This window comes from Bradyrhizobium sp. AUGA SZCCT0105, assembly GCF_018129565.1.
Taxonomy (GTDB): domain Bacteria; phylum Pseudomonadota; class Alphaproteobacteria; order Rhizobiales; family Xanthobacteraceae; genus Bradyrhizobium.
Map to the genome: position 1 here is coordinate 43,612 of NZ_JAFCMK010000018.1, position 18,989 is coordinate 62,600.

Annotated in this window: 15 protein-coding genes and 1 pseudogene; 7 read left to right on the forward strand and 9 right to left on the reverse strand. The window is 60.1% G+C overall.

Annotation, left to right across the window (positions count from 1 at the left end; all coding sequences use genetic code 11):
* Positions 1-324: 324 nt before the first annotated feature.
* The 4 genes from hspB (at position 325) to JQ573_RS38855 (ending at position 3,087) form a co-directional block, all read left to right on the forward strand.
* Positions 325-786: a small heat shock protein HspB gene (gene hspB, locus JQ573_RS38840; protein WP_011087989.1), complete on the forward strand. Its 462-nt coding sequence runs from the start codon at positions 325-327 to the stop codon at positions 784-786.
* An 84-nt stretch (positions 787-870) separates the two neighbouring features.
* On the forward strand, positions 871-1,371 hold the full coding sequence (locus JQ573_RS38845; RefSeq protein ID WP_212320319.1) for an Hsp20/alpha crystallin family protein: 501 nt from the start codon (positions 871-873) through the stop codon (positions 1,369-1,371).
* Positions 1,372-1,443: 72 nt separating this feature from the next.
* Entirely contained in the window at positions 1,444-2,559 is a 1,116-nt protein-coding gene (locus JQ573_RS38850; RefSeq protein ID WP_212320317.1) for a trypsin-like peptidase domain-containing protein, read from the forward strand.
* 63 nt (positions 2,560-2,622) lie between these two features.
* Complete coding sequence (locus tag JQ573_RS38855) at positions 2,623-3,087, forward strand: hypothetical protein (protein ID WP_011087992.1); 465 nt, start codon at positions 2,623-2,625, stop codon at positions 3,085-3,087.
* A 224-nt stretch (positions 3,088-3,311) separates the two neighbouring features.
* Here the strand turns inward: JQ573_RS38855 and JQ573_RS38860 are convergent, their stop codons facing one another.
* From JQ573_RS38860 to istA, 4 genes and pseudogenes are all read right to left on the reverse strand, one after another.
* Positions 3,312-3,728, reverse strand: a complete 417-nt coding sequence (locus JQ573_RS38860) for a hypothetical protein (RefSeq protein ID WP_011087993.1) — start codon at positions 3,726-3,728, stop codon at positions 3,312-3,314.
* Positions 3,729-3,905: 177 nt separating this feature from the next.
* Positions 3,906-4,352 carry a DUF4440 domain-containing protein gene (locus JQ573_RS38865; RefSeq protein ID WP_212320315.1) on the reverse strand — a complete coding sequence of 149 codons (447 nt, stop codon included), beginning with the start codon at positions 4,350-4,352 and terminating at the stop codon, positions 3,906-3,908.
* 183 nt (positions 4,353-4,535) lie between these two features.
* Positions 4,536-5,399, reverse strand: a complete 864-nt coding sequence (gene istB, locus JQ573_RS38870) for an IS21-like element helper ATPase IstB (protein ID WP_212408801.1) — start codon at positions 5,397-5,399, stop codon at positions 4,536-4,538.
* A gap of 8 nt (positions 5,400-5,407) precedes the next feature.
* Positions 5,408-6,897 (reverse strand): annotated as a pseudogene (istA, locus tag JQ573_RS38875) (IS21 family transposase); the annotation flags it as partial.
* 109 nt (positions 6,898-7,006) lie between these two features.
* On the opposite strand from istA, the gene JQ573_RS38880 reads away from it, so the two are divergent.
* From JQ573_RS38880 to JQ573_RS38890, 3 genes are all read left to right on the forward strand, one after another.
* On the forward strand, positions 7,007-8,368 hold the full coding sequence (locus JQ573_RS38880; protein WP_249132754.1) for a class I SAM-dependent DNA methyltransferase: 1,362 nt from the start codon (positions 7,007-7,009) through the stop codon (positions 8,366-8,368).
* Positions 8,365-9,057, forward strand: a complete 693-nt coding sequence (locus JQ573_RS38885) for a restriction endonuclease subunit S (protein WP_212320451.1) — start codon at positions 8,365-8,367, stop codon at positions 9,055-9,057. Before JQ573_RS38880 ends, JQ573_RS38885 begins: the two co-directional genes overlap by 4 nt.
* Before the next feature lie 488 nt (positions 9,058-9,545).
* On the forward strand, positions 9,546-12,968 hold the full coding sequence (locus tag JQ573_RS38890; RefSeq protein ID WP_212320453.1) for a type I restriction endonuclease subunit R: 3,423 nt from the start codon (positions 9,546-9,548) through the stop codon (positions 12,966-12,968).
* An 804-nt stretch (positions 12,969-13,772) separates the two neighbouring features.
* Here the strand turns inward: JQ573_RS38890 and JQ573_RS38895 are convergent.
* The 5 genes from JQ573_RS38895 to JQ573_RS38915 all read right to left on the reverse strand — a co-directional run bounded on the left by JQ573_RS38895 (position 13,773) and on the right by JQ573_RS38915 (position 18,980).
* Positions 13,773-14,849 carry a relaxase/mobilization nuclease domain-containing protein gene (locus JQ573_RS38895; RefSeq protein WP_249132755.1) on the reverse strand — a complete coding sequence of 359 codons (1,077 nt, stop codon included), beginning with the start codon at positions 14,847-14,849 and terminating at the stop codon, positions 13,773-13,775.
* Positions 14,846-15,364, reverse strand: coding sequence for a plasmid mobilization protein (locus JQ573_RS38900; RefSeq protein WP_212320455.1), 519 nt, complete (start codon positions 15,362-15,364; stop codon positions 14,846-14,848). Before JQ573_RS38900 ends, JQ573_RS38895 begins: the two co-directional genes overlap by 4 nt.
* Positions 15,365-15,776: 412 nt before the next feature.
* Positions 15,777-16,757 carry a ParB/RepB/Spo0J family partition protein gene (locus JQ573_RS38905; RefSeq protein WP_212320457.1) on the reverse strand — a complete coding sequence of 327 codons (981 nt, stop codon included), beginning with the start codon at positions 16,755-16,757 and terminating at the stop codon, positions 15,777-15,779.
* Positions 16,747-17,508: a ParA family protein gene (locus tag JQ573_RS38910; protein WP_212320459.1), complete on the reverse strand. Its 762-nt coding sequence runs from the start codon at positions 17,506-17,508 to the stop codon at positions 16,747-16,749. The genes JQ573_RS38905 and JQ573_RS38910 overlap by 11 nt, the downstream gene beginning before the upstream one ends.
* Before the next feature lie 905 nt (positions 17,509-18,413).
* The gene (locus JQ573_RS38915; protein WP_212320461.1) at positions 18,414-18,980 is read right to left on the reverse strand and encodes a hypothetical protein; all 567 of its coding nucleotides are present in this window, start codon (positions 18,978-18,980) and stop codon (positions 18,414-18,416) included.
* Between the last annotated feature and the right edge of the window lie 9 nt (positions 18,981-18,989).

An 18,989-nucleotide genomic window follows, 5' to 3' on the forward strand; every position in this document is an offset into this window, starting at 1 on the left:
GATTGCGGGCGCAGCATGAGAGGCGGATCCCGTATCCTCTCCAATTCGCGGACGTCGAAAGCCAGACACGCGGTAGTTATGACTTGGTGAGGCCGGAAGGTGATCGCTCTTCGCGAGAATCCGGGCGACCGCGAGCAAAACCATATCGGCGGATTCCCCGGTCGCTGAAAATCGTTGATCGCCCACTTGAAATCGAATCGGCTTTTTCTAATTTTTAGCGTGCCGCGACAAGCGGTCCGGGCGCCCTCGAGGGCCCGGCGGAGACGGGCGCCGGAGGTGTCCGACGCCTGCTCGTACCCATCTTGCTCAGTGGAGGATTTGGCTATGAGGACCACCTACGATTTCGCTCCCCTTTGGCGGTCGACCATCGGCTTTGACCGTCTGTTCGATCTTGTGGACGCCGCGCAACAGGCCGGCACGGAGGATAACTATCCCCCATGCAACGTCGAGCGACTGAGCGAAGACCGCTACCAGATTTCGCTGGCGGTGGCGGGCTTCTCGGCCGATGAAATCGCGATCACCGCAGAACAAAGCGTGTTGACGGTCGAAGGCCGGAAGTCGGAAAAACAGCAGCGCGAGTTCCTGTACCAGGGAATTTCGTCTCGGCCCTTTAAGCGGCAGTTCAATCTGGCGGACTATGTCCAGGTCAAGGGAGCCTCGTTCGACAACGGCTTGCTGCAGATCGAACTGGTGCGCGAGATCCCCGAGGCCATGAAGCCGCGCCGGATTTCGATCAGCGGTTCGTCCGCTTCGAACGTCCGGCAGATCGACGGCAAGGCGGCCTGACCGCCACGCAACGCGCACATCAGCGAAGAACAGACTTCCGCGGCGATTCGCGGCGGAAGTCGCCTGAATTGAGGAGAACACACCATGGGTATCAAGGACCTCATTCCGTGGAATAACGGCGGACGCGAGGTCGGCATTCACCGCGGAGCCGATGTGAATCCGTTTCTTACATTGCATCGCGAGATGAACCGGATGTTCGACGAGGTATTCCGCGGCTTTGATCTTGCGCCGTTCGGATCGAGCCGGGGACTGAGCGGGCTCGGCTGGCCCCAGATCGACATCGATGAAACGGACAAGGAGGTGCGCATCACCGCTGAGCTGCCCGGCCTGGAGGAGAAGGACGTCAGTCTCGAAATCGCGAATGGAGTTCTTTCGATCTCCGGCGAGAAAAAATCCGAATCGGAAGACAAGGCACGTCGTTTCAGCGAACGATACTACGGCCGATTCGAACGGCGTATCCCGCTGGAGGGCATCGACGAGGACAAAGTCTCGGCCGCGTTCGAGAACGGCGTCCTGACCATAACCGTGCCGAAATCCGCCGAAGCCAAAAATGTCCGCCGCATCGCGATCAATCGCAATGGCTGACACTTTCCAACGTCCGGGCGTGCGATCGTCGGGACGTTGGAATTCCCCCTCTACAAAACTCGTTTACTCACCATGTCGAAGAACTCATCACTAATAAAGGATCGACGGTTCGCCGCAGTCTTGCTCCTTTGCGCCTCTATCGCGTGGTCGCCCGTGCTCGCACAGGTTCCGGACATCAGGGGCGGCCAAATCCCGACCCTTGCGCCTGTGGTAAGGGAAACCACCCCTTCGGTCGTCAACATTTCGGTGCACGCCAGGGTCAAGGAGGACAATCCGCTCTACCGCGATCCCGTCTTTCGAGAGTTTTTTGATCTTCCCAAGCAGCTTGAAAAGGAAGTCCAGGCAACCGGCTCGGGCGTAATCGTCGACGCCGAACGCGGCTATGTACTCACCGCCAATCACGTCGTTGCGCAGATCTCTAAGGCCCAAGTCACGACCAAAGACGGACGAAAGTTCGACGCAAAATTGGTTGGGCGTGACCCTGCAACCGACGTTGCCGTTCTTCAACTGCAAGGACTAAGAGGTAACCTCAAGGCCATCCCGTTGGGTGACAGCGATCGGATCGAGGTCGGTGATTTCGTGATCGCGATCGGGAACCCCTTCGGCTTGGGTCAGACCGTAACTTCGGGAATTGTCAGCGCCCTCGGCCGAACCGGCCTTGGCAAGCAAGGGTATGAGGACTTCATCCAGACCGACGCATCCATTAATCCCGGAAATTCGGGCGGCGCCCTGATTAACCTGAGGGGACAACTTGTCGGGATCAATACGGCGATCATTTCTCCGGGCGGCGGTAACGTCGGAATCGGATTCGCTGTGCCGATCAACATGGCCCGCCGCGTCATGGAGCAGCTTGTTCAATACGGCGAAGTTCGTCGCGGCCAGATCGGCATATCCATCCGCGACCTTGGAGTCGATCTTGCGGCCAAGGAGAGCTATCAAGGGGCGCTGATCGCGGAGATTGCCAGTGGTTCGCCGGCGGAGCAAGCGGGGCTGCAAAAGGGCGACATCGTGAAGGCTGTCGATGGCACGCCGATCCGGAGCGCGTCCCAGCTTCGCAATTTGATTGGCCTTACCCCAGTCGGTAGCCGCGTCGAGCTTCGGTTCGAACGCAATGGCGCTGCTCGCAGCGCGAGCGTCGAGGTGGGTCCAGCAAAAGCTGTGCCCGTGAGACGCACGGCCGATCAATGATAACGAATGGCGCGGCAACGGGTTTTCAAAGCAGTACGGCATGAGTACTCGGGGGAGATGTAGGTGGTCAAGGATCGCAAGAGTGAAGAAGAACTGCGCCAGATGATGCTGGCGGCCGCTCGCAAGCACGAAGAGTGCGGCGAGTTGGAGGATCTTTTCATATTTGGTCCTACGCCGCGCCCCGATGCAAATTGGGGCTTTGGGATCGCCGGAAAGGACAACAAGGTATCCGTGGCCTGTTATGCGCGCCTCGACCAGATTGCCAGTGACCTGCAGGCTAAATACGAACTGCATCCGGTTAGGGCGAGCCGACGCGACATCGAAGCAAGGGTTTGGTCCTTGGTGCGTGACCACCCAACGCTCGGGGCGTCACTGTCGCGCACCGGAGGTGCTTACGAAGTCGCCACGTTCAGGGAACTGGAGGGTCGACCGAATTGGACAATGGAATGGCTCACTGATGATCGGCTGGCTAAAGCTGCCTTCGAACGGGTCGTCAGGTCCGTTCAAACGCAAATTGAGCTGGAATAAGCTGTTGCTCCTACGGTTTGAGGCGCTGGAGACCATTTGCCGGAAGCTCCCCGCGGCGTCGATCAAGAAACCCGAAAATACGTTGTCCAAGCGCTCCTGCGGGCCGCGAACGGCCATGCCAATCTGGGCGAGGTGGAGGCCGTCGCCCGGGAGGGCGTTGCGGGAAGCTGACGGCAAATCGGTGACGGACGACGCCTTCTTACGCTGGCCTGAGATGGGCTCCGTTACGAAGCCTTGGCCCTTGCCCGCGCTGCGACCAGATCGCGTCGACGCCGCTTCTGGTCCCGCTTGCGTCGGCCCGTCGCGACGGGGGATGCCGCCGGTGTCGCCGCAGGCGTCGAGGCATCGGTCGCCCGGATGGGAGGCTGCTCGGTAGCCGGCACGGCAACCGGCCGCGCCTCCATGATCTCGAGAACGGCGCGGCCTTTCTCGGTGATACGCCAGCCGCCGTCGAGCCTCTCGACGAGACCTTGCGAGAAGATGTCCAGCTCGGGCACGCGCGCAGCCAGCCGCTTGGTGCGTTCGGCCCAGTCACGTCCGCTGGTCGCCAGAATCGCCATGTCGCGCTTGAGGTCGGCCATGACGGCGAAGCCGTCCGGATAGCTCACCAGGATTTTCAGGACCGTGACCTGAAAATTCATCCCCGCCCCCTGCGCTCAGCGCCATATGGTTGGCGCCCAGGGCTTTGCGCCCGGCTCGCCTCAATCGTTCGTGGGAGATTTCGCCCTTCGTTGCGGCTTCCAAAATCTTCGAAGCGAGGTGCGCGCGCACCGCACGCAAGAGTGCCGTGGTAGCCGCGTCGAACATTAGGCGACCTCCTACTTCGGAGGCGGCGGCTTGGGCATCGCCGACAGCAAACGAATCTTGAGCTTGCCGCCCTCGGTCACGTAGGTCGCCGTCCAGATACCTCCCGTCTCGATGGGCGCGCCGTTCTGATTTTTGCCTGCGAGGCGGTACGCCCCTATGGCAAGCGCCATGTCCGACCCCAGCGGCCATGCCTGGTCGACCGTGATCTCCTCGTGGTCGAACCCAGCCTTGAACGCGCCTTGGTAGAATTCCGCGATGTCGGAACGCGGACCGGCCGGATTGACGTGGATCCCGCCCGCCGCGAACAGGGCGGCAATTCCCGCACCGTCCTGCTTGTTGAAGCTTGCAGCATATTCCGAAGCGATCGCTTCGACCTTCTGCTTCGGATCACCGTCAGCGGCCATTGCTGACAGCGAAACGATCGCAACGAAGAGGCATGACAAGCAGGCCCGCAGCATCGCAATTCCTCCCTGAAAATGGACATCAAAAAAGCTCGACCCAGAACAACAAGGATCAATTTGACATCAAATACGGATGGTCGGCAATCGTCGAGACCGCTGCGGTGCAGCATCAACGCCCATCCTTGGCGTCTAGATCTGGACTGGCGTTGGCACCAGGCGGCGCTGGAATTCGGATGCATGTCAATCGGCGCGCAAATTTGACCCCTCATCGGCGTCCAATTTTGACCCCTTGGTGCGGCGGGGTTTGACGGTAGCGCTCGTCTCGTCGGAGCTGGCCGGGATAGCGGAGGCGAGACGAGCGCGGGTTGCTTGATCGTCGTCACGGCTTTTGAATCGCCAGCTGTCGTTCCCGGTCTCGACAATGTCACAGTGATGCGTCAACCGGTCGAGCAGCGCAGTGGTCATCTTGGCGTCACCAAACACGCTGGGCCATTCGCCGAAGGCAAGATTGGTGGTGACGATGACGGAGGCGCGCTCGTAAAGCCGGCTGACGAGGTGGAAGAGAAGCTGGCCACCGGACTGGGCGAAGGGCAAATAGCCGAGCTCATCCAGCACGATGAAGTCCATCCGGGTCAGATGCTCGGCGAGCCGTCCTTGCCGTCCGTGGCGGGTCTCAGTCTCGAGGCGATTGACGAGGTCGACTACGTTGAAGAAGCGGCCGCGGGCACCGGATCGGATGCAGCTTCTGGCGATGGCAATGGCCAGGTGGGTTTTGCCTGTGCCGGTGCCGCCAACCAGCACGACGTTGCGTTGTTGGGCGATGAAGCCGCCGCCAGCGAGATCATTGACGAGAGTCTGATTGATCGGCGTGCCATCGAACTGGAAGTCGGCGATGTCCTTGGCAAGCGGCAGCTTGGCGATGGTGAGCTGGTATTTGATCGACCTGGCTTGCTTCTCGTTGATCTCGGCGTTGAGCAGGTCGCCGACAATGCGCTGAGGTTCGTGCTGGCACTTGACGGCAGTTGCCATGATCTCGTCGAAGGCAGCCTTCATGCCGTAGAGCTTGAGTTCGCCCATGAGATCGAAGATTTGGGTTCGTTCCATCAGATGGTCCTCCGGAGGTTGTCGTAGCGGGCACAATCGGCGATCGGCGCATGACGGAGCGTCAGTGCGGCCGGCGTCATGATGTTGGCCGGTGGGGCGGGTTCACGTTGACGGGCCAGGATATTGAGCACGACATCGGCGGAATGGACGCTGTGACTGAGCGCTTCGGCACAGGCTGCTTCCACCGCGGGCAGACCGTCCGTCAGCACCGCGTTGAGGATGTCGACCATCTGTCGATTGCCATCGTCGGTGCTGGCGAGCTTTCGCCGGATCCGCTCGATCGCGGCCGGCAGCACCCAGTCCTTGAAGGGAGCACCGTTGCGCAAGGCGCCGGGTTTGCGGGCAAGCACCGGCACATAATGCCAGGGGTCGTAGACAGTATCGCCGCGGCCAAAGATCGCGGGTGCTCGGCAACGATGCGTCCATCCTGACGGATCACGATGCGGTCGGCATAGGCTTGAACCTCGACCGGTCGTCCAACGGCGCTGGCCGCGACTGAGTACTTGTTGTTGTCGAAGCGCACCAGGCAGGTCTTCGAGACCGACGCCGTCACCGCATGGAAGCCGTCGAAGCGACCGGCATAGGGAACGAGCTTGGGGCGTTCGGCTTCGAACACGTCCCAGATCGTCTGATCGACCAGCTCCGGATGGCGATGAGCCTTGGCGTAGGCGATGCATTTGTCGAGCAGCCAGGCGTTTAACTCGTCGAGGTTTTTGAACCGCAGCCGCGGCGTGAAGAAGCGTTCCCTGACCAGCCCGACCTGGTTCTCGACCTGCCCCTTCTCCCAGCCCGACGCTGGCGTGCAGGCGACCGGATCGACCAGATAGTGGCTGCACATCTGCAGGAAGCGGCGATTGTAGAGACGCCCTTTACCGACGAAGATCGTCTCTACGGCGGTCTTCATATTGTCGTAGATGCCGCGGGTGCAGGTGCCTTTGAACAGGGCGAACGCCCGATCGTGGGCGTCGAACACCATCTCCTGCGTCTCCCGCGGATAGGCCCGCACGAACAGCATGCGGCTGTGACAGAGCCGGACATGGGCGGCCTTCACCATCACCGTGGTGCCGCTCAGCAAGACCACCTCGTGGCTCCAGGCGAATTGGTAGGCTTCGCCTGGGGCAAAGCTCAGCGGGACATAAGCGGCCGCGGTCGATTGCCCGCGTTCCTTGCTCCACCGCCTGGCGTAACGCCGCACCGCATCGTAACCGCCCTCATAGCCGCGGCCGCGCAGCTCTTCGAAGATCCGGATCAACGTCAGCTGTTCACGAGCCGATTTAGCCGCGTTCGCCGCCAGCAATCCGTCAAGCTCTACTGCCCATCGTCCCAGCTTTGGTCGCGGCTGCACCTGCCGCTCGTACTCGAAGGAGGTCTCTCCCGACCTCAGCACCTTCCGAACCGTGTTCCGCGACACCTTCAGGTCACGGGCGATCTCCTTGATCGTCTTGCCCTTGATGAAGTGCTCGCGCCGGATCCGGGCAATTGTCTCCACGATCAGCATCCCCCACCACCTGCTTCGTTCCAAAGCAGGCAGCGCAACAGACCAATCTGTAGGGGGTCAATTTTGGACGCCGATCCCCCGGCTTAGGGGGGTCAATATTGCAGGCCGAATGACAGTTCACGGCTTGGAAGGCTCGATCCGGGCCGGCAATGAAGCCATTACCTACTACAAAGACCCGCACGAACTCACGGGGAAATGCGATTTCGTGATGGCCAATCCACCTTTCAACGTAGACGAAGTGGACGCAGATAAGATCAAGAGCGACAAGCGGCTGCCGTTCGGCCTTCCTGGCGTCAACAAGGCGAAGAAAGTCTCGAACGCAAATTACCTCTGGCTCAGCTATTTCTACAGCTATCTCAACGAGACCGGCCGCGCCGGTATTGTAATGTCCTCGCAAGCGTCAAGTGCGGGCGGTGGTGAAGCCGTAGTGCGCCAGAAGCTGATCGAGACAGGTGCAGTCGACGTGATGATCGATATTCGCGGTAATTTCTTCTACACGCGCACAGTGCCCTGCCAGCTCTGGTTCTTCGACCGGGCCAAGGGGAAGGACATGGCCAGAGCCAACCATGTGCTGATGCTCGACGCGCGCAACATCTTCCGCAAAGTCTCGCGTTCAGTTTGTGATTTCAGCCCGGAGCAGCAGAAAAACATTGCCGCCATCGTCTGGCTGTACCGCGGTCAGAATGACCGCTTCCTCAGGCTCGTCGAATCCTATCTGGCGCAAGCGATCGAAGACAGCCAAGCAGCAACCGAACCGCTCGCGACTTTCGAGAACGCACTCGGCAAGCTCCTTATTTTAGTGCAGCCCTTTGCCCAGCTCAAGCGCGAGAGCGATCCGTTGGCCGAGCCCTGGGCGGAATTGACCGCGTCGCAGGCGATGCTGAGAGCGGACATCGAGGACTTTAAAAAGGGAACGGCGACGCTGAATGCCGGGTGGAAGAAAGCCGGCCGCGACAACGCCGGCCTCAATGCGGCACGCCTTGCCCTGCATCCGCTCGCGGACCGCTGCCGCGATTTGACTAAGCAGATCGATCTTGCCGCGAAGCTCTCGACTCGGCTGGTCGATATCGCGACCAAAAGCTTGGACGCACGGGATTCGGAGACTTGGGACAATGGCGATGTGAACAGAGCACGCAAGGCGCTGGAGGCAGCGCGCGCTGATGCTGTCGAGGCGTTGCGTCTTGGGCGTTACTTCGTACGGCAGGCCGACTGGCTTCAGGATCGGTTTCCAGAGGCGAAGCTCCGCGATGTCGAAGGGCTGGTCAAGCTGGCCGATCGCGCAATGGTCGAGGCGCACGACTGGAGCCTGACGCCCGGCCGCTACGTCGGCGTTGCGCCTGAAGCCGCGGACGAAGATTTTGATTTCGAGGAAGCGCTACGCGCGATCCATATCGATCTGAAGGGGCTAAACGAGGAGGCGGCGGAGCTGGCCGCACGGATCGCAGAGAACTTCGAGGAGTTGGGGGCGTGACAAGGCGGCAAGTCGAAAATGCCGAGTTTCTTGAGCTTCAGAAGCTCACTGAACCTGAGCGTCCGATCACATACGGTGTCGTTAAACCTGGACCTGAGGATCCCGAAGCTGGCGTAATCTTCATCCGCGGAGGCGACATCTCAAACGGCTTAATCGATGAGACCAATCTCCGTACCATCACGCAAGACGTGTCTCGCCCTTACTCTCGCACCATACTGCGCGGTGGCGAGGTTATTATGTCCCTAGTGGGCAATCCAGGACAAGTTGCAGTCGTTCCTGACAGGCTGGCTGGCGCAAACTTGGCGAGGCAGGCTGGACTCATTGCCATTCGGCCCGACGTTCACGCGCCTTACGTGAAGTATTTCCTCATGTCACCGCGCGGGCGGGCCGAATTATTTCAGAGAACACAGGGAGCTGTGCAGCAGGTCATCAACCTATCTGATCTGAAGAAGGTGAAAATTAGGCTTCCCGCTCGCCGAACACAAAAGCGAATTGCGGATATCCTCTCTGCCTACGATGACCTGATCGAGAACAATCGGCGACGGATTGCGCTGCTGGAAGAAGCGGCGCGCATGCTTTACCGCGAATGGTTCGTCCATTTCCGCTACCCCGGCCACGAACACGCCCGGATTATCGACGGCCTACCAGAGGGGTGGGAGCGTAGAACACTGGGCAATATCTCACGTTAAAAAGGGGGTACGATCTTCCAGAAGCCGAGAGGGTACCTGGGGAGTTTCCGATCGTCTCTTCGTCAGGTACGACGGGTTTTCACAATCAATACAAAGCGGTTGGCCCGGGTATCGTAACGGGGCGATACGGCACCCTTGGTCAAGTTTACTATGTTGAAGGGAGCTATTGGCCTCTCAATACCGCGCTCTATGTCGTGAATTTTCAAGACACGCATCCACTCATGGCCCTTCACTTGCTGAAGGGCCTACTGAAGGGCATCATCACCGAAAAAGCTGCAGTACCTGGGCTAGACCGGAATGTGCTCCACGCGATGACAGTCAGTTGGCCTCCCGCCAAGCTCCAGCATTCGTTTGTGGAGATCGTGACAGATTACCAAAGTCAGGTAGGGGTCCTTGAAATAACAAGAAACTCACCCAGGCGCGCGACCTCCTCCTTCCCCGCCTCATGAACGGGGAGATAACGGCGTGATGCCAAAGGCCCGCTGACCATGGCGCTCACTCCCATCAACAGCGAGGACCAGCTGGTGCAGGCGACATTCGCCGGGCACCTCAAGGACAAGCTCAACTGGGATAGTGTCTATGCCTTCAACGACGAAACTTTTGGGCCAGACGGCACGCTGCGGCGGAAGGATACGACTGAGGCGGTCTTGACCCGCGACCTCCGCGCTGCGCTTGAATGCCTCAACCTCGATCTTCCAGCATCGGCCATCGACGAGGCCATGAGGGCGCTGACCGTTCACGATTTCAGCCGTTCGATGGTGCAACACAATCAGGACTTCCATCGCCTGATTCGCAACGGAGTTCCGGTCTCGTATCGCGACGCAGCCGGTCATCTCCGCAACGCCCGCGCCCGCGTGATCGACTTCGACAATAAGCCAGGCTCGAACCGCTTCCTTGCCGTCCGCGAGTTGAAGCTCACCGGGCTGCGGACGCCGAACTACAATCGTCGCGCCGATCTCGTCTGCTTCGTCAATGGCCTTCCGCTTGTCTTCATCGAGCTGAAAGCCGTCTACAAGAACATCCGCGCAGGATTCGACGGCAATCTCTCCGACTACATGGACGAGAACGTTATCGCGCATGCTTTCCATCACAATGCGTTCCTGATCGTCAGCAACGGCGACCGCGCCCGTTACGGCTCGATTACCAGTGAATGGGAGCACTTCTACGAGTGGAAACGCCTCGAAGAGGCCGACAAGGGCAAGGTCGATGCCGAGGCGCTGCTCGATGGCATGCTGGCGCATGACCGGCTGCTCGACATCATCGAGAATTATGTGCTGTTCGACGAGAGCAAGCCGGGTGCGACGCGCAAGGTGGTGGCTCGCAATCACCAAGTTCTCGGCGTCAACCTTGCGGTGTCATCGGTCGAGCGGCAGGAGGCACTGAAGCGCGAGTTCCCGCTTGAGAAGCGGCTGCGTCATCGCGTCATCGAACTACCACTGGAGAAGCGACCGACCAAGGATCGGCGGCGCCTGCCGGCGTCGGTCGGGATGGAGGAAGCCGCTCAGTCGCCTTTCATCCCTGAAGGGCCTGTAAGCATCGTCGAGCGGGCACATCCCGATTTGGGACGCCTCGGCGTGTTCTGGCACACGCAGGGCAGCGGCAAATCCTATTCAATGGCCTTCTTCGCCGAAAAGGTGCGGCGGAAAGTGGAGGGCAATTTTACCTTCCTGCTGATGACCGATAGGCACGACCTCGACGACCAGATCTACAAAACCTTCGCGGGCAGCGGCATCACCGGCAAGGAGACGCCGCGGGCCGTAACAGGAGACGACCTTGAACGCCTCTTGAAGGAGAACCATCCGTATATTTTCAGCCTCATTCACAAGTTCAACAGGGACGTCGATCCCAAACACCCCTACAGCGAGCGCGACGACATCATCGTGATTTCCGACGAGGCGCACCGAACGCAATCAGGACGCCTGGCGCGCAACATGCGGATCGCGCTGCCAAATGCGGCCTTCATTGGCTTCACTGGAACGCCGCTGTTCAAGCAAGATGAGATCACCAAGCGCATCTTTGGCGACTATGTCTCGCGCTACGACTTCAAGCGCTCGGAGGAGGACGGCGCCACCGTCAAGCTCGTTTACGAGAACCGCGGCGAGAAGCTTGGCGTCGCGCGGCAGGATCTCAACAGCCGCATCGCGCAAAAGATCGAGGAGGCCGAACTCGATCCTGATCAGGCGGCGTTGCTTGATAAGCTGCTCGGCAAGGACTACGAAATCATCACTGCCGACGAGCGGCTCGACAAGATCGCCATGGATTTCGTCGAACACTGCGCGACCCGATGGGAGTCAGGAAAATCGCTGCTGGTCTGCATCGACAAAATAACGTGCGCCCGCATGCATCAGCGCATCATCCCGCTCTGGGAGACGAAGGCGGCACAGGTGCGGCGTGCCGGTGACGCAAAGCAGGCGGAAGCGGCGGCAGCAGCCGACGAAGTGGCGCGCGCCGCGCTGCTCGAAGAAGCGGCGAAACTGAAGCGCCAGTCGGACTGGATCAACGAAACCGTCATCGAGATCATCATCAGCGAGGCGCAGAACGAGGTCGCCGACTTCAAGAAATGGGACTTCGACATCATTCCGCATCGAGCCCTTATTAAACAGGGTTTCGAGACGAACGATGGCAGGCGCGTCGATGCCGAAACCGCCTTCAAGACACCGGAACATCCGTTCCGTGTAGCGATCGTGTGCGCCATGTGGCTGACGGGCTTCGACGTGGAGCCCCTCTCGACGCTCTACATAGACAAGCCGATGAAGGCTCACACCCTGATGCAAGCGATCGCGCGGGCCAACCGTGTCTATCCTGGCAAGGATTTCGGACTGATCGTCGATTACAACGGGATGCTGGCAAGCCTTCGCGCCGCATTGGCGCAGTATGCGCTCGGCGAGGACGGCGCTGGTGGCGGCGACATCCTTGCACCGATCGAGGAACGGGTGCAGGCGCTCATAGAGGCCATCGAGGCAACCGAGGCGCACCTTCGGAACCTCGGCTTCGATCCCGGCTCACTCATCGGGGCCACGGGGTTCGCGCGAATCGGAGGATTTGCCGACGCAGTGAATGCCGTCTATGCAAGCGACGAAGCCAAGCGGCGGTTCGAAATACTGGCGCGACAGGTGTTCATCCGCTTTAAGGCGCTGCTCATGGAGCCGACGGCGTTCGCCTATGCCGAGCGGCACGACAATATCGAGGCGATTTACAAGAAGCTAACCGAACGCCGCGACACCGCGGATGTGACGGACCTGCTTAAGGAACTGCACCGGATCATAAACGAGGCAATCCGGACGCAGGCGCCGGGAGAGGACCAGGCCGAAGGGCTGACGTTCGATCTCAGCCAGATCAATCTGGAAAAGCTGCGTGAGGAATTTGCGAAAAAGGTCAGTCGCAAGGCGACAGCGATTCAGGACATCCGGGACATCGTCGAACAGAAGCTCGCCCAGATGCTGGCCCGCAACCCGACGCGGATGGATTACCAACGCAGATACGAAGATATCGTCGCCGACTACAACCGTGAGAAGGATCGTACGGCAATCGAGGAGACCTTCCGCCGGCTCGTCGAACTGGTGAATAGTCTCGACGAGGAACAAATGCGTGCAACGAGGGAGGGGCTGCGCGAGGATGAGTTGGCCTTGTTCGACCTGCTCCAGAAGGATGGTCTCGACAGGACGTCCCGCGAACGAGTGAAGCAGGCCAGCCGCGAGTTGCTTGCCTCGATCAAGGCCCGGCTGGCGGAACTCGACCGCTTCTGGGAAAAGGAGCAGACCAAGGCGGATGTCGAGGTCTTCATCCTCGATCAGATCTACGCCAGCCTGCCAACGCCGCCTTTCACGGCCGAGGAGAAGAAGCTGGTAGCCAACAACGTCTATTCGTACGTTTGGCAGCAGGCAGCCCGCGGCACTTTTGGCGCGCTCTGACCGTTCTTGGTTTTGGTCCGGGTCGTCCCCAGCGAAAATGCCCTTTTGTAAATTCGAGCAAAGCATGGCCTGCTCGAACCTGTCGCAGAAAAAATGAGACAAGTACCTCCGGAGGAGGGGATTCGGTATCCGCCGGTTGCTAGATGATAGCTAAATTAGGCAGCTATCCGGCCGATGTGCAAATCAAGAAAGGCCTTAAAATACTGGCGCGTCCGGAACGATTCGAACGTCCAACCCTCAGATTCGTAGTCTGGGGGCGAGCACTTTGAGATCGTCAGCGGATGTGCATCCGATCACGACTTACTCCGCAGCGTGACCGCCCAGCAGATCACGGTCGGCCCTCGATAGCCCGGCGCTCCTTCTCGAACCGTCCTGCTTTTGGCCGGTGGCCTGCTTTGGCATACGAGGTTGGACATGCCGCCGTCGCATCGGATCGTCGAAGTCGGATTCAAGGACTCGGCTAGTCGAGAAACTGGCCTGTTTTCGAAGGATTCGGGCTTTCGCCAGCGGGGTAATGATGGCAACTTGAGCCGGCCGCGGTCCCCACCAGGGTCTCCACCGCGGGTCTCCACCGTCCGAATCCGGTGGCTCGAGAAATGCCCGGTTTTATTGGGTTTTTCGTACTTCTCGCTTGAGTGGCGGAGAGGGAGGGATTCGAACCCCCGATAGAAAGTGGACATCAGAAGCCGCAAACTAAGCCGTGTCTCGTCGAAATGACGCCTCCCGGGAACTTGTTCGAACCATTCCGATCGCCCCCGGAGATCTGGCTTTTTGCTCAAAGAGCATCTGATCATGCGAGTCCAATCACCTTGTCCGCTCATCATCTCGCTTGTGATTGCGTACGTCGTCATCGCCCCCCTGCTCTGCTCCGCGGCGCCGACTACTAGCAAGCTCGGAAAGCTCTTTCTTCAACGCATGACGCCGGGTTTCGACAGCGGGCATGTCGTCGACGAATTGCCGAACTTGGCGAGCTAACTCGTGATCTGCTGCTGCTCCAGAGCGCTGCAGTTCCGCGGCATAGTCGAGATATCGCCGCCGGATCGCGTCCTGACGTGACTTGATCTGTTCGTCCCAAGGATGTTTGGCAGTCCTGTCGCCCCCCACCTCCGAAAGCACTTCCTTTCGGGCGAGCCGATCGACATCGGGCGTAATCTTTCGCTTGCGCAATGCGAGCACCGCCCCGCGGTCGCCCTTTCGAACCCGTCCCCGGGTTCGCCGCGGCGTTGCCTCCGCCGCGATCCCGCGAAGCCGGAGCTCGCCAGCAAACCGTTCCCGCCAAGCCTGAAGATCCGCCTTACGGGGGTTGAGGCGCTTGCCGTCATGGCCCAAGGACCGAACGGTCAAGTGCACATGGGGGTGCTTGTCATCGAGGTGCTGGACGAAGACGTAGTCGTGATTGTAGCCGAACGTCTCGATGGCAAATGCCCGGGCTGAATCCTTGACTGCGATGGCATCGGTGCCAGCCGGCATCGACAGAATGATGTTGATCGAAAGCGATCCATCGCGGCGGCGCCTGTCGTCGAGACCGGCGTCATCCTCCCAGCGTTGCTGCAGGTCTTTCAATCCGGAACGACCCGTCAGCGTCGCGCCCTGCTCTGTTTCCGCACCAAGCTCGCCGTTTCGGGTGATGTATGCCAGGTGCGACTTGAGATGCGCTACGCTCTTGGTACGGCCGGTGATCTTGACCATCACCTCGGGCGCTCGGCGCACTATGCGTTCGAGCTTTGCACGCATCGCCGGCGTCAGGCGGCCGGGAGCAGCCGGATCGGGGATATCCCACTCGGCGCGCCGTGGACGCCGATTGGGCGTTTCCCAGACATACGAGATCGGCGGAAGCTCGGCGGCCAGCTCGGTCGGCCGCGGCGAATAACGCCGACTCATCGCCACCCATCCCAATAATCTGCGTTGCCTTTCAACGCATTACGCAGTTGCGCGAGCTCTGTTTCAATGACCATTCTGGCATCTTGAATTGCGGATAGATCGGGCTCGACCGCCCTGCCCTGGAGCACACTGGTGTTTGCCGCACGCGCGATCTGATTGATGTTGCCGCCGATCCGGTTGAGCTCGCGCATGATCGCGCGGAGCGCTTCATGCTCGTCCGGGGAATGCTGCACGGGTGATCCCAACCGCGAGCGCACCAGCGCGACGATCCAGCCGGTTCGCGTCATGCCACGCTGACGTGAAACTTCCGCGAGTTGCCGCATCTCGCTCTCGCGAAATCGCACTGTCACCTTCTCCGGTCGTCCGACCGGCAACGCCAAGATGCGCGGCGCCGGTGCAGCTAGCGCATCAGCAATGAGACGCCGCAGCAGCGCGGATTTGCCGCCCTGGGTAGCTGCAAAAGCTGAGAACTCCGTCGCGACTTCGTCGGAGACGCGAAGCGAGATCAGAGCCATGCACGCCAATCCCAATCGCGATGTAATACATCGCTGGCGCGAAGCCTATCCTGCACTAGAGAGTGCGAATCCTTCCACCCCCTCCGTGTTGGTTCAAACCAATGGTCTCGGCATCCAAGGCTCGGGAGCTGCCGGTGAGATCCAACCCAGCCTACGATCGATGCGGAGAATTCCTCCGGGAATGACGCAGCCGTCGCCCCTAATCCTTGTGCTCCACGAACGCGGATCGGCAATATTGGCACCGAGTATGTGGACCGCGGCTTTCCAGCAGCCTCCGGCCTCTCTACAGCGCTGTGGGGGGCGCGTTCGGCCTCCGGCTGCTGCGCTAACGCGCCATCCTTCGGATGGGAAATCCGCTCCGCCGGCGCACCAATGGCGGCAATTTCTCTGAGGAGGCTGTCTAAGACAAGCTTCATGCGAAAAGGATCTCTTCGATTGTGATGGTGGATACCGGAACCTCTTCCGCTTCTTCTGCACCATCGACCAACAGTACTGCGTGCCGGGAGCCTTGAGACGCGAGTCGATCGACCAGAAGACAGCCAGTGCGATCTTGGTGACGCACTCTGATCGTCAGTGACGGGCTCATGCGTGCGTTCCGATCGACCGAAGGGTTGGGGGACTTTTCCGCGATCGCGGTTACACGATCTCTCTCTGTGAGTCGCAATGCCACTTGCGGTGCGATCGGGCTTCGTGCGGGTTGAGCTCCAGGCGGCCCTTCGCCATCAGCAGGGGAGCCGCGGATTTCCGTCCGAACTTTGCGAGCCAAATGACGGGCCTGGGCATCGGTGAAACTCTCCTGTGCTGCGCATAAAGTCTCGATGGCGGTGGGCTGCTCACGCCAAGCCTGGTAGAGTTCATACACAGCACGGATTGATGAGCCGGCAAGCTTCGACTGGAGGAACTCCGGCATGCTCTGGACCGACGCGTAGCGAGACACCCAGTCCCTCGGCTTGCCGAGCTTGCGCGAAATGTCGGCTTGGTTATCACCCTGCTCCAAGCGGCCCGCGATGAACGCCGCAATTTCGGGGGCATTAAGGTCGTCGCGCTGGATATTCTCGATCATCTGAACATAACGATCCGCAGAACCAACCGCATGAATGAAGGCCGGGATGTCACGGAGCCCAGCGCGCTTGGCGGCACGATACCGCCTCGCACCCATGACGATCACGTACCGACCTTCCTCGGTCGCTTGCCGCAGCACGATCGGTTGCAGCACGCCATGCTGACGGACTGATTCCGCAAGCTCCTCGAGCTTCTGTTCGTCGAAATTGCGACGAGGCTGGTCCGGATCTTCGTCAATACGGTCGATGGAGATCGAAGTCGGTTGCCCGGTTGAGGCGCTAGCATCTTCCGCGGCGTCTATGAGCTGCTTAAAGCTGAGATCAAGCGCCATGTGCCGGCTCGTCCATCTGCGCGACGATCTTGGCGAGAACATCGCGGATTTCCCGACCGGCCTCCTGCGCAGAGCGGCGCTTCAGCTTCCACACCGGCAGGCGTTCCGCAACGGCCTCGGCGTAGCCGTCCCTTGCAACGATCTGACCCGGGAACACATATTTGCCCGCCTCGCGCAACAGTTGCTCAAGATGGCTCCTTTGACGGGGCGATTTCGTGTTGAAATTCGAAGGCAGCAACCCGAGGAACCTCGTATCCTGGCGGCCATAGCGTCTCTGCACGCCGATCACGGTCTGCATCAGACCTTTGACGCCTTTGATCGAATAGTCCTCTAGATAGATGGGGGCCAGCACATGCGACGCCGCAACCAGGCAGCCGACACTGCGCAGTCCCAATGATGGCGGCGTATCGATGACGCAGGCATCGAACTGATCGGACGCGATAGCGAGGTTCTCTTGCAGAGTCGTTATGGCGGCCGCACTGCTGCGATCGAGATCGGTCAGGGAGCTATCGGCCGGCGCAAGCGTTAGGCCTTCGCCTTCACGAGGTACGACCCGAGTCCCCGGCTTGAACAGATCCGCGGCTAACGTTGAACCGGCGTAGTGCCTCAACGTGTCCGACGCATTGCTCTGCGCATCAACGTCGATCACGAGAACGCGAAGATCCGCTTCCGCCATGAACCAGGCCAAATGCACAGCAAGCGTCGTTTTGCCGACCCCGCCCTTTTGATTGTTGATGACAATGGTCCTCATCTTAAGACCCTAAATGGATCTAACAGCGCGGGAGTCATGTCCGTGTCCATCATGTCCTGGAGATGTTGGTTTGAACCAACAGACGGATTGCGAATCCGATCACCGAAACGATCCCGGAATTCGTCCGGCGAATCCCCTGCCACAAGAGTCAGGTCAGCCCATAGCCATCGAGGGAAATTCTGGCGAAGTGAGCCGGCAATCGTGCTCGTTGCTGGTCGCTCCGCGATAGGTCGCGAGAGGATCGTCACGCGAAGGCGCGGAGACCGCTTGTGGGCTCCGGGAGCGTCGCCGCTGCGGCGCGAGTAGAGCCGTCCCCGAAGGGGCTCGCCCAAGCAGGCATGGGCTGGAAGAACCGCAGGAGGCTTTGAATTAGGAGCCGATCTCTTGCGGCCGGCTGTCTGCTAAAGACTGGCGCAATTGCAAGCTTGGCATTGCGACGCGTGCGTCCCGATGCCGAGGTCTCCATCGAGGAGAGATTTGATCCGGCAATAGGACGCGTCGCGGCATTTCCGGTGCAATGGACCTATTGATAAAATGAATCGATCTGCCCGGTCGATTCATAAAACTCATTGGACGCCGCTTCCGTCGGAAGCGAGAATCTGTCTGTGCCGAAACCCGAACCAGAACCGCTTCATCTGCGCCGCATCGAAGCCGCGCACAATATGCGGCGGTCCCATGCGCTATCCACGCAGCCCACCTTATTCGGAGAAATGTCGCTGATCCGCCATTCTTTCGAGGATTGAGGCTCTGCCTGTGATCGCGGCTCTATCTGTTTCGCGGCCTTGATGCCAGACCAAGCAAAATCGAAACAAGACGGAGCTCACACCCCACTAAGGGACGTTATCCTTGACGAAGAGTAGGAGGTCCTATGGTTCTGCGAACCACGGAAGCCGAATTGCTCTGAGTCATAACCCAAGCGCGATCTCGGCCCATTTCAACATGCGGTCGCTATTAAGGAACGCCAGCACCGCCGGCTCCAGCGACGCGGGCGCGCCCGGTCCAACTAAAGCCGTTGCGGCCACCATGTCGCAGCGCTGATTGAAGGCGAGTGAGAGCGCGGCGTTGCGATTCCCTTCGACGCGATAGGCCCGGCTGCGGCCGCGCATCGGACCGACGATGATCTCTCGGCCGGCACCGATCGGCGTTACCTTGCCAATCAGCGCCAGGTCGCCCATTTGCTCGAGGTCGCCATCGTCGGCGACGCCGGTGGCGCAATTGCAAAAGCCGAGCTTGGCGCGAACGTAGAGCTGGACCTCGCCGCCGCAATCGTCGGCCTTGCAGCGGAACGCCTTTCCTTTCCCCCAGGGGTCTGAGCCGAAAGGCCAGTCGGTTTCCGTCCACACCGGGCGGACTTCGTCGGATGCCGCTGTTGCGCGCGCTTGTTCGCCGGATCGCAATATCCAGACCGCAACGGCTGCGCACAGCAGCGCGGTGGCTGCGCCGAGCGCGATGAATTTGCTTGTCAGGCGCATGGAAGCTAC